The sequence below is a fragment of the Brevundimonas sp. Bb-A genome (genome assembly GCF_009394735.1).
In the GTDB taxonomy this organism is placed as follows: domain Bacteria; phylum Pseudomonadota; class Alphaproteobacteria; order Caulobacterales; family Caulobacteraceae; genus Brevundimonas; species Brevundimonas aurantiaca.
In genome coordinates, this window is sequence record NZ_CP045456.1 from 1,114,145 (window position 1) to 1,125,000 (window position 10,856).

Annotated in this window: 7 protein-coding genes; 5 read left to right on the top strand and 2 right to left on the bottom strand. The window is 67.4% G+C overall.

The genetic code is table 11. The annotated features are described in order from the left end of the window. The first annotated feature begins 12 nt into the window (after positions 1-12). Positions 13-1,044, top strand: a complete 1,032-nt coding sequence (gene adhP, locus BSP_RS05535; protein WP_152949576.1) for an alcohol dehydrogenase AdhP — start codon at positions 13-15, stop codon at positions 1,042-1,044. A gap of 14 nt (positions 1,045-1,058) precedes the next feature. On the opposite strand, the gene BSP_RS05540 is transcribed toward adhP, so the two are convergent. Further along, positions 1,059-1,835, bottom strand: coding sequence for a DeoR/GlpR family DNA-binding transcription regulator (locus BSP_RS05540; protein WP_152949577.1), 777 nt, complete (start codon positions 1,833-1,835; stop codon positions 1,059-1,061). 145 nt (positions 1,836-1,980) lie between these two features. On the opposite strand from BSP_RS05540, the gene BSP_RS05545 reads away from it, so the two are divergent. Continuing rightward, positions 1,981-4,632 carry a TonB-dependent receptor gene (locus tag BSP_RS05545; RefSeq protein WP_152949578.1) on the top strand — a complete coding sequence of 884 codons (2,652 nt, stop codon included), beginning with the start codon at positions 1,981-1,983 and terminating at the stop codon, positions 4,630-4,632. A 79-nt stretch (positions 4,633-4,711) separates the two neighbouring features. Then, on the top strand, positions 4,712-6,526 hold the full coding sequence (locus BSP_RS05550) for a phosphocholine-specific phospholipase C (protein ID WP_152949579.1): 1,815 nt from the start codon (positions 4,712-4,714) through the stop codon (positions 6,524-6,526). Positions 6,527-6,568: 42 nt separating this feature from the next. Here BSP_RS05550 and BSP_RS05555 read toward each other — a convergent pair whose 3' ends face one another. Beyond that, the gene (locus BSP_RS05555) at positions 6,569-7,786 is read right to left on the bottom strand and encodes a sensor histidine kinase (protein ID WP_227976049.1); all 1,218 of its coding nucleotides are present in this window, start codon (positions 7,784-7,786) and stop codon (positions 6,569-6,571) included. A gap of 712 nt (positions 7,787-8,498) precedes the next feature. Between BSP_RS05555 and BSP_RS05560 the strand changes: the two genes are divergently transcribed. After that, complete coding sequence (locus BSP_RS05560; protein ID WP_152949580.1) at positions 8,499-10,211, top strand: methyl-accepting chemotaxis protein; 1,713 nt, start codon at positions 8,499-8,501, stop codon at positions 10,209-10,211. Further along, entirely contained in the window at positions 10,211-10,747 is a 537-nt protein-coding gene (locus BSP_RS05565; RefSeq protein WP_152949581.1) for a chemotaxis protein CheW, read from the top strand. Before BSP_RS05560 ends, BSP_RS05565 begins: the two co-directional genes overlap by 1 nt. The last annotated feature ends 109 nt before the right edge of the window (positions 10,748-10,856 follow it).

The window sequence follows — 10,856 nt, forward strand, 5'->3', positions numbered from 1 at the left end:
CGAGGATGAACCATGGCCAAAACCATGAAGGCCGCCGTCGTGCGCGAATTCGGCAAGCCCCTGGTGATCGAGGATGCGCCGATCCCCACCCCCGGACCCGGCATGATCCAGGTGAAGGTCGTCGCCAGCGGCGTCTGCCACACCGATCTGCACGCCGCCGAGGGCGACTGGCCGGTCAAGCCCAATCCGCCCTTCATTCCGGGCCACGAAGGCGTCGGCTACGTCTCGGGCGTCGGCGCCGGCGTGAAACACGTCAAGGAGGGCGACCGCGTCGGGGTGCCCTGGCTCTATTCCGCCTGCGGCCATTGCAAACACTGCCTCGGCGGCTGGGAGACCCTGTGCCACGAGCAGCAGAACACCGGCTATTCGGTGAACGGCGGATTCGCCGAATATGTGGTGGCGGACCCGAACTACGTCGGCCATCTGCCCAATAACATCGGCTTTGAAGAGATCGCGCCGATCCTGTGCGCCGGCGTCACCGTCTATAAGGGGCTGAAGGTGACGGAGACCAAGCCCGGCGACTGGGTGGTGATCTCGGGCGTCGGCGGCCTGGGCCATCTGGCGGTGCAGTACGCCAAGGCCATGGGGATGAACGTCGCAGCCGTCGATATCGACGACGCCAAGCTGGATCTGGCGCGGCGTCTGGGCGCCTCGGTGACGGTCAACGCCAAGACCTCCAACGACCCCGCCGCCGAGATCAAGCGTCAGACCGACGGCGGCGCCCAGGGGGTGCTGGTCACCGCCGTCTCGCCCAAGGCGTTCGAACAGGCCCTGGGCATGACGGCGCGCGGGGCGACGGTCGCCCTGAACGGCCTGCCGCCCGGCGACTTCCCCCTGTCGATCTTCGACATGGTGCTGAACGGCACCACGGTGCGCGGCTCTATCGTCGGCACCCGCCTGGACCTTCAGGAGGCGCTGGACTTCGCCGCCCAGGGCAAGGTCAAGTCCACCATCGCCGTGGAACCCCTGGACAATATCAACGACATCTTCGCCCGGATGCACAGAGGCCAGATCGAGGGCCGGATCGTGATGTCGATCGACTGATCGGCCGGTGCGGATCAGGCGATCCGCACCTCGACCCCGCCGTCGCGCGCCGCAGCCGCGACGGCGGCGGGGGGCGGCTGGTCCGTGACGATCATGGCCACCTGGGACCAGTCCGCCGCCTGGGCGCGGCCCGCCGCCCCGAATTTGGAGGCGTCCGTCAGACAGACCGCCTTGCGCGCATTGGGCAGCACCGCCCGGGCATAGGCCGCCTCTTCCGGCTCGTGATCGAGAAAGCCGTGCGCGGCGTCGATGGCGACGATGGAGAAGAAGGCCAGGTCCGGCACGAACCGGTTGGCGTAGGCGGCGGCGTCCGCATCGAAACTGGCCCGATAGGCGGGGTTGACCGCCCCGCCCGCCAGGAAGATCCGGGCGTCCGACAGGGCCGCCAGCTCTCCCGCCGTCTCCAGACTGTTGGTCACCACCGTCAAATCGCGCACAGAGGCGATCCGGCGCGCCAGCCAGAAGACGGTGGTGCTGGAATCCAGCAGCAGGGTCATGCCTGGTTCGACCAACTCGGCCGCGCGGGCCGCGATCCGCTTCTTGGCCTCGGCGTTGATGTTCAGTCTCTGCCGCCACGGCGCCTCGGCGCGGCGATCAGGCAGGCGGACGCCGCCGTGCACCTTTCGCACCGCCCCTTCCTGCTCCAGCCGTCGGATGTCGCGGCGGATCGTCTCCTCGGACACATCAAAGGCCGTCGCCAGATCGGCGATCGAACAGGCGCCCTGATCAGCCAGGGCGGACAATAGGGCTTCGAGCCGTGCGGACTGATTCAACGCCGTGCCTTGGGTCATGCAACTCGTGTGACATGTGGCGCCTGCCTTCGTCAAAATCCACACAAAAACACAAAATGCCACAATAGTTCACATCGATGTCACAGGCCCGGCGTAGATCGTTCGAAGACGGCTCAGCGCCGTCCAAACGTCAGGGGATGTCATCATGGTTCTTTCAAACACGCGCTTTTGCGCGCGCGCCCTGCTGTGCGGCGCAGCGCTCGCAGCGATCCTGCCCGCCGCCGCCTTGGCTCAAACCGCGCCGGCCCAAGGCGGGACGGCGGACGCCGCCAACCTCGCCGACATCATCGTGACCGGTTCGCGCAGCGCCACCCGCCGCGCCGAGGCGGAGCAGCGCCAGGCCGACATCGTTTCGGAAGTCATCTCCGCCGATGAGCTGCTGACCATCCCGTCCACCAGCGTGGCGGCGGCGCTGAAGCGTCTGCCGGGCGTCAGCACCGTCAACGACCGCGGCACGGGCGACGCCCGCTACGTCAGCATTCGCGGCCTGGACAGCGCCCTGAACGTCTACACGATGAACGGCGTGCGCCTGGCGACCTCGGGCCGCGACAACCGCGCCGTGGCCCTGGACCTGCTGCCGCCCGACGGCCTGGACACGGTGCGGGTGGTCAAGAGCGTGACCCCGGATCTGGACGGCGACGCGGTCGGCGGCACCATCGACTTCCGCCTGCCCAGCCCCTTCGACTTCGGCGACGGCATGGCCAGCCTTTCGGTCCGCGCCAGCCGGGAAAACATCGCGGACAAGACGGCGACCGACCTGACCGGCGCCTTCTCGACCTTCCTCGATTCCGACCGGACCCTGGGCCTTTACGGCGTGGTCTTCCATACCGAACGGACCATTACGGGCGAGCGCAACGAGAACATCAGCTACAACACCAGCTGGCGTCCGAACGGCCTCCTGCCGGATAGCGACACCGTCCTGTCGGAAGACACCCCCCTGCGGCTGGTCTCGCACGGCCTGGACCGGTTCGTGAACGACATCGACCGCACCGGCGGCAACTTCACCCTGGAGTACCGCCCGACGTCGAATGACGAACTTCACCTGCGCGGCCTGTACTCCCAGTGGAAGAACGATCAGCTGCACGACTATATCGACGTCAAGACCGGTCAGGACGACAAGGGCGCCATCAACAGCTTCTCGTCCCTGATGGGCGCCGAGGTGAAGCAGGAGGACAACCGCTTGGGCGTGCTGAACCTGGGCGGCCGCCACGTCCGCAGCGCCTTCGAGCTGGACTACGACATCGCCTATACCTACGGCCGGACCGAGACGCCGAACCAGTGGTATATGGAATATGTCACGGACGGCAGCCTGCCGATCTACAGCACCCCGATCGGCTTCGACGCTTCGGACAGCAAACACCCGACCTGGGTGATGAGCGAGGCCCAGTCCTCGGCCATGCTGAACCCGGCCAATCTGAAGTTCGACTACGCCGAACTGTATCGCCGGATCTCCGAAGACTCTCAGGCCTACGCCGCCGTCAATCTGGCCTGGTCTCCGGAAGACAAGGGCGTGCTGAAGACCGTCAAGGGCGGCTTCCGCTTCCGCCGGTCGCAACGGGATTATGATCAGCAGCAGGACGTCGACAGCGGCACGCGCGACATTCCGGGTCTGGCCGGCGGCTCGCCCCTGTCGGACCACAGCGACCTGATCGCGGGCTCGATCGATCATTTCGACGACGACCACTATCGCGGCCTGACGCGCTTCGGCACGATCCTGGAGATGAACCGCGTCCTGGCCGTGCTGCAAGCCGCGCCGCGCGTGACGGACGACGAATACCCCTGGAACCTGAACGACTCCTCGGGCCGCGAGACCAGCTACAGCGGCTACGCCATGGCGGTGCTGGAACGGGGCGCCTGGTCGGCCACGGCCGGGGCGCGGGTGGAGCGGACCGACATCCACAACGAGGCTCTGGTCACGACCGAGGACGCCGTCACCGGCGTGGTCACGCGCGAGTTCGGCGGCGCCACCGGCACGACCGAGGCCAGCTACACCCAGGTCCTGCCCAGCCTGCACGTCGACTGGCGTCCGAACGCGGACTGGACCGTGCGCGCCGCCGTCTGGACCTCCTTCGCCCGTCCCAACTTCACGGACATCTCCAAGGGGATCAACATCGAGTCCAACGGCCCGCGGATCGTCTCCATCGCCAAGGGCAACCCCGATCTGAAGCCGGCCGAGGCCCTGAACTTCGATCTGGGCGTCCAGTACGCCGGCGAACAAGGCTTCCTGTCGGTCGGCCTGTTCCGCAAGGAGATCGACAACTTCATCTATCAGTCGGCGGGCTCGCAGGTGATGGTCGGCGCCGACGGCGTGCCGATCACCACCTCGGCCAACGGCAAGGACGCCACCATCTGGGGCGTCGAGCTTGCAGGGCGCCGCGACCTGATCGCCGGCTTCTCAGCCTGGGCCAACTACACCTACCAGCCCAGCAAGGCCGATCCCGGCATCGCCTGGCGCGAAGGCGTCGAGGTGGGCCTGCCGAATGCGCCCAAGGTCCTGGGCAACGTCGGCCTGAGCTACAAGCGCGACCGGTTCGACGCCGACCTGGGCTACAGCTATCGCGGCCGCTACATCGCCACCCTGCGCGCCAATGCGCTGGATGAATACATCCAGCCCCAGGCAACGCTGGACTTCGGCGCGCGTCTGCAACTGACCGACCAGCTGGTGCTCAGCGCCTATGGCGAGAACCTGACGGGCGAGGCCGGCTACTGGGCCACGCGCGGCAAGTCGGAACGCTACACCATCGGCTATCAGACCGCGCCGCGCATGCTGGGTCTGGGTCTGACCTGGCGTCACTGAGGGGCTTGGTCCTCACCGTCGCAAACCTGTCGCCCGCGCCGGTCATAAGATCGGCGCGGGCCTTGTTCGGAAACATCTGATGTCTGTCGATCGGCGATCTCTTCTGGCGGGCGGCCTCGCCGGCGGCCTGGGCGCGGCCTTGGCGGCGGGGCTTCCGGCCTCATTGGCGCGGGCCCTGTCCATTCCGGCCGACGTCCGCAAGGGCACGATCGAGGACGTGGCCCATGTGGTGATCCTGATGCAGGAGAACCGCAGCTTCGACCACTATTTCGGCGCCCTGGCCGGGGTGCGGGGCTTCGGCGATCCCCATCCCATTCCCGTCGCGTCCGGCCCCGACGGCGCCCCGCGCGACGTCTGGACTCAGGTGGACCGCACGGTCCAGCCCGCCGCCGAGGTCGGTCCCTTCCACCTGGCGACGACCGCCGACTTCGACCTGATGAGGATGGAGGGGACGCCCCACCACTGGCCCGACGCCCAGGCGGCCTGGGACCAGGGGCGTATGGCCCATTGGCCCGAGGCCAAGACCCAGCGCGCACTGGGCTATTATCGGCGCGAGGACATCCCGTTCCAATACGCCATGGCTGAGGCCTTCACCCTGTGCGACGCCTATCACTGCTCGGTCCAGACGGGGACCAACACCAACCGCCTGTTCCTGTTCAGCGGGACGAACGACCCGCACGGCCGCGCCGGCGGCCCGGTCATCGACAATGTCGACGACGATCTGAACAAGCCCGACGCCGACCAGCCCCGCTATGACTGGACCACCTATGCCGAGCGGCTTCAGGCGGCGGGGATCGACTGGCGCCACTATCAGAATCTGGCCGACAATTTCGGCGACAACCCGGTCCAGAACTTCATGGCCTATCGCCGCGCCTGGCGTGGCGAGCCGGGTTCGGACCCGGCGCTGAAGGAACGGGCCCTGTCCACCCGCGACCTGGATCAGCTGAAGGCCGACGTCCTGGCCGGCCGCCTGCCGCAGGTGTCGTGGATCATCGGCACGGCCGAGGGGTCCGAACACCCCGGCCCGTCCAGCCCGGCCCAGGGGGCGGACTATATGTCTCGCGTCATCGACGCCCTGACAGCCGATCCCGCCGTCTGGGCGCGGACGGTGCTGTTCATCAACTTCGATGAGAACGACGGCTTCTTCGACCACGTCCCGCCGCCCGCCCCGCCGTCGCCCGACGCCGATGCGCCCGGCGGTTTCGCCGGCGCCTCCACCGTCTCGACCGAGGGGGAATACCACCGCCTGCCGGCGCCCGGCGCCGACGGGGACGAGGCCCAGTTCCGGGGGCGGCCCTACGGCCTGGGGCCGCGGGTGCCCATGTATGTGCTGTCGCCCTGGTCGCGCGGCGGTTTCGTCCATTCGGAGGTGGCCGACCACACCTCGGTGATCCGGTTTCTGGAGCGTCGCTTCGGGGTGATGGAGCCGAACATCTCGCCCTGGCGTCGGGCGGTGTGCAGCGACCTGACGACCGCCTTCGACTTCGCCACGCCGAACCAGACGCCTTTCGTCGATCGCCTGCCCGAGACCGCAGAGGTCCGGGCGCGGGCGGCCGCCATTCCCGAACAGCCGTCGCCGACCGCTCCGGTCCGGCCGGCGCGCCCGGTGCAGGAGCCGGGCCAGAGGCCCATGCGCCCGCATCGCTATCGGCTTCAGGCCCATTGCGACGTCGATGCGGCGGCGGCGCGCGCGGAACTCACCTTCGTGTCGCAGGGGGATCTGGCCGCGGTCTTCCATGTCTATGACCGGTTGCACCTGGATCGGCTGCCCCGGCGCTACACGGTGGGGGCGGGCGGACGGTTGACGGGCGCCTGGGACCTGTCGGCCGACGGCGGACGCTACGACCTGTGGGTGTTGGGACCGGCTGGCTTCCACGCCCATTTCGTCGGCTGAGGTTCTCAACCGACGCGCGCCGCTTTCCGGTTGGGGGCGGTCCTAACTCAGGCGGGAAAAGACGGCGCCCGGGCCGATCGGCGCCCGGCTGACCACCGCGGCCCCGCCGCTGGAGGCGCGCCTCAGCAGGAGCAAGTCGTCGCTCCGGTTCGATTCGGCGGGGCGGGGCGCTTCGGTCAAGGTCTCGTCGGCCAGGTTGAAGGCGAAGGCCGCCCCACCCAAGGGGCTGGGCGTCAGGGCCAGGGTTCCGCCGTGGGCCTCCACCAGGGTGCGGCAGATCGACAAACCCAGGCCCATGCCGCCGGGCTTGCTGCTGGCCAGGGGCTCGAACAATTTGCCGGCCATGTCAGGGGCGACGCCGGGGCCGTTGTCGGCGACCGACAGCTGGTAGCCGCCGTCGACCGGGCCGCCCGCAATCTCAATGCGGCGGCGCTTGCCGTTCTCCGGGGCGTCGAGCGCATTGCGGATCAGATTGATCAGGACCTGCTGAATCTGCACGCGGTCGCACCAGGCCGTATCCGCCGGGTCCAGCCGCACCTGTATGTCCGCCCTCGTCCCCCCTGCGTGCATCCTGAGGATCGGCAGGATTTCCTTGACCACCTCCGACACATTTTCCCGAACCCGAGGACCGGATTCGTGACGCATCATCTGGCGCAGGCGGCGAATGATGGCTGTCGCCCGGTCGATCTGGCCCTTGGCGGCGATCAGCGCCTGAGGGAGGTCGTCCGCAGCCTCCGGCCGGGCCTCAGCCATCCGCCGGGCCGCCTCCAGAAAGTTCGCGGCGGCGGACAGGGGTTGGCTCAGATCATGGGCCGCCATCGAGGCCACTTCGCCCAGCGAGTTCAGCCGCCAATTGTACATGATCTGAAGCCGCAGATCCTGGACGGCGGTCTCGGCGGCGACCCGGGCGGACACGTCCTGAATGAACAGGGTGGCGCAGTCGCAGGTCTTGTGGGTGAAGCGGGTGGCCTGGATCTCGACGAAGGCGTCTTCGCCGTCGGCGCGACGCGCTTGCCAGATGGGGGCCTGGCCCGACGGATCGCGGCGGCCATTGAAGGCCTGGGCCGCCTCGGGGGTGGCGACGTCGTCCAGATTAAAGCCTTCAAACAGGGCGTCGATGCTCAGGGACGGATCGTCCAAAACGGCGCCGAACAGCTGTTGAGCCGCCGGATTATGGTTGCGGACACGGCCGGTCCGATCGACGGCCACGATCGCCATCGGCGCGCCGACAAAGACGCTGCTCGCCAGCGAATCTTCCAACAGCTTTCCTCCTCCTTCGACGCCGGCCCGCTTCTCGATGGTCGAGTCCTGGTCACCATTGAGAATAGATGCCTTGCGTCTCTGTGCAATGGATTACGACCTTGGTCGATGATCGGATTACTGATGAGAATCAGACGCAGACTTATTGACGTTTGCGGTCTTTGGTCCGACGGTATCTTTCGCTCGGCAAGAGCATGATCGTTTCGGACGGAACCGCATAGCGGTTCCGACAGAAGCGTGAATCATGCTCTCGCTTTAATCTGGAGCCTGATTCACCGTTTCAGCGGAACCGCGAAGCGGTTCCTCCTCAACGGATCAGGCTCTAGGAGCGAGGCGGTCGGCGCCGCCGAAGGCCGTTCCTACGCCGCCTGGGTCTATGGCGAACACTCAGGGCTGCATGGTTAGCCTTGCACGATCAGGGCGCGGCCCAGCCTCTTTGCGCGGTTTTCAGTATAGTTGCTGCGCTAAGTACAACCCCCTAACCCAGGGTTGAAGCCGGTTTAACCATGCAAGCTAATGATGCTTCTGGTTGTGTGGCTAAGGCTGCGGAAGGGGACTGAGATGACTGTTACTATTTCGACCAAGAGGGGGCGTTGCGCGCCCCCGGCGAGGTCTGACCTGACCGCGCTTCGCCCCTTCTTCAATTTTCAGGACGCCCCATGGCCGGTCGCGTCCCTCGCCCACCCCTAACCGGCCATTGCGGAGAGAGATCATGCGTTTCACCATAAAGGCCAAGCTGGCCGTAACCTTCGGCCTGTTGATCCTGGCCCTCGTCGGCATCGTCGCCCTGTCGATCAGCCGACTGGGGACGTTAAACCAATCCATCACCGAACTGATCGAGGGGCCGGCGGCGCAGCTGAGCCGCGCCCAGAGTGTGGACGCCGAGTTCGGCGGCGTGGTGCGGCGCGAACGCGGCATGGTGCTGGCGACCGACCCCGCGCAGGTCCGGACCTTTTCGGAAGAGGCGAAACAGGCTGCAGGACGCCTTGAAGATCAGCTGAACCAGGCCCTCGCCGCCGCCTCGCCCGAGGCCAAGGGCGACTGGACCAAGCTGGCCGACACCTGGGCCCAGTACAAGCTGATCAGCAACGAGGTTCATCGTCTGGCCCTGGCGAACGACAAGGCCGGCGCCGGCGCCCTGATGCTGAACGAGGCCCGGACCTTGGCGGCCGAACTGGAGAAGTCCACCCACCGCATCGTTGAAATCGACAGGGAGAAGATGAAGGAGGCCGAGGCGGCCACCACAACCGTCTTCGAAAACGCCCGAACCGGCCTGATCATCACCGCCGTTGCGGCGGTTCTGGTGGCCCTGGGCGGCTGCACCCTGGTGTCCTTCGTCATCAAGCGGGGTCTGCATCGCGCCAATGAGGCGGTCCGCGCCGTGGCCGAGGGGGATCTGACCAGGACGGTCGCCGTCACCACCCGCGATGAGATCGGCGACATGCTGGGCAATCTGAACACTATGATCGAACGGCTGCGCGGCGTGGTGTCCGACGCCCTGTCGGCCGCCGACAATGTGTCGTCCGGCAGCCAGGAACTGTCTTCGACGTCCGAACAGATGAGCCAGGGCGCCACAGAACAGGCGGCGGCGGCGGAACAGGTCTCCTCTTCGATGGAACAGATGGCCGCCAACATCAAACAGAACGCCGACAACGCCGCCCAGACCGAGAAGATCTCGCGCCAGTCGGCCAAGGACGCTGAGGCCAGCGGCGAGGCGGTCAACCGCGCCGTGGACGCCATGCGCACCATCGCCGACAAGATCGGCATCGTGCAGGAGATCGCGCGTCAGACCGATCTGCTGGCCCTGAACGCGGCGGTCGAGGCCGCCCGCGCCGGGGAGCACGGCAAGGGCTTCGCGGTGGTGGCTTCGGAAGTGCGTAAACTGGCCGAACGCAGCCAGACGGCCGCCGCTGAAATCGGCACCGTCTCATGCGACACGGTCAAGGCCGCTCAGGAAGCCGGCGACATGCTGCAGCGTCTGGTGCCGGACATCCGCAAGACCGCCGAACTGGTCTCGGAAATCTCCGCCGCCTGTCGTGAACAGGACATCGGCGCCAACCAGATCAATGAGGCGGTCCAGCAGCTGGACAAGGTGACCCAGCAGAACGCCGGGGCCTCGGAAGAGATGTCGGCGACCTCGGAAGAACTGGCGGCCCAGGCCGAAGAGCTTCAGACCTCGATCGCCTTCTTCCGCACCGACGCCTCGGGCGAAGGGCGTTCGGCGCCGCGCGCCTCGGCCTCGCCGCGCCACCGTGCGACGGGCGCCAGGGTCACCGTGCTCAGCTCCGCGGCCCGATCGACTTCGGCCCCGGCTTCGGCCAAATCCCCGGTCCACGCCCAGCAGGCCCGAGCCCAGGGCTTCGCCCTGGACATGACGGTCGGCGGCGCTGACGCCGAGGACATGGACTTCCGGGAGAGCGCCTGATGTCCGGCCAAGCGGAAAGAAAGACCTCGGCCGACAGCCCCGTGAGCGGCGCCTTCGCCGGCCAGTACGTCAGCTTCGGCCTGGGCGAGGAGGTCTTCGCCGCCCCGGTCGGGCTGGTGCGGGAGATCCTGACCTATCAGGCCCCGTCGCGCATCCCCAACAGCCCCGCCTATCTGATGGGTCTGACCGATGTGCGCGGCCAGGGCGTTCCCACGGCGGATCTGCGGATCCGCCTGGGGATGGCGCCGGTCGAACCGACCCTGAACACCCGGATCCTGGTCCTGGACATCCCGCTGGAGGACCGGACCCTGAGCCTGGGTCTGGTCGCCGACCGGGTGTTCGAGGTGACCAGCTTCGCCGCCGACCAGATCGAGCCCTCGCCCGATATCGGGATCAAATGGCGCTCGGACTATATCTCCGGCGTGGTGCGGCGCGACGACGGCTTCGTCGTCCTGATCGACCTGCCTCGCCTCCTGTCCACCACCGGCGATGCGGCCGACCTCGCCGCCTTCGCCCCTGTCGAACGCGCCGCCTGAACCGGACGCCCACGTCTCGCCCGAACGACGCCGCCGCGTCAGGCTCAGTCCATATCGGAGGGACGGGGGCGGGAACCGTCAGGCGTCCTCGTTCGTTGACCGCCACTTG

What these genes read in the sequence shown, in the direction of transcription:
- adhP (WP_152949576.1), top strand. Translation starts at nt 13, where the DNA reads ATGGCCAAAACCATGAAGGCCGCCGTCGTGCGCGAATTCGGCAAGCCC.
- BSP_RS05540 (WP_152949577.1), bottom strand. Translation starts at nt 1,835, where the DNA reads ATGACCCAAGGCACGGCGTTGAATCAGTCCGCACGGCTCGAAGCCCTA.
- BSP_RS05545 (WP_152949578.1), top strand. Translation starts at nt 1,981, where the DNA reads ATGGTTCTTTCAAACACGCGCTTTTGCGCGCGCGCCCTGCTGTGCGGC.
- BSP_RS05550 (WP_152949579.1), top strand. Translation starts at nt 4,712, where the DNA reads ATGTCTGTCGATCGGCGATCTCTTCTGGCGGGCGGCCTCGCCGGCGGC.
- BSP_RS05560 (WP_152949580.1), top strand. Translation starts at nt 8,499, where the DNA reads ATGCGTTTCACCATAAAGGCCAAGCTGGCCGTAACCTTCGGCCTGTTG.
- BSP_RS05565 (WP_152949581.1), top strand. Translation starts at nt 10,211, where the DNA reads ATGTCCGGCCAAGCGGAAAGAAAGACCTCGGCCGACAGCCCCGTGAGC.